This window comes from Siccibacter turicensis LMG 23730, assembly GCF_000463155.2.
In the GTDB taxonomy this organism is placed as follows: domain Bacteria; phylum Pseudomonadota; class Gammaproteobacteria; order Enterobacterales; family Enterobacteriaceae; genus Siccibacter; species Siccibacter turicensis.
In genome coordinates this window covers 1-254 of the sequence record NZ_AWFZ01000036.1, presented here as the reverse complement: position 1 = coordinate 254, position 254 = coordinate 1, and the positions used below count along the sequence as shown (strand labels likewise).

Annotated in this window: 1 protein-coding gene; it reads left to right on the top strand. The window is 52.8% G+C overall.

Translation table 11 applies throughout. The features are described 5' to 3' along the window. Positions 1–254: DUF943 family protein (locus DW58_RS12000; RefSeq protein WP_029592965.1), on the top strand; the 254-nt coding region annotated here is incomplete at both ends.

The following is a 254-nucleotide window of genomic DNA, read 5'->3' as shown; positions in this document are numbered from 1 at the left end:
TACTGAAAAACCCGCCCTTTACCGCTCGCGGGGCGCTGGCGTGGTGGCAGGAAAATCAGACCTACCTGAAATCGCACTATGGTATTCCTCAGGAAGACAGCGACGGCGTTTTTTATATCAGCGTCTGGGATGTTGCCGACGGGTATAAAGAGGAGGGCCGTAAAGACCGGCTCTGCTTTGAGGATATGCCTGAACCGCGCAACTGCATCGATAAAAACGGGGTAATGACTATCTCGCGCGCCAGAAATACCAAA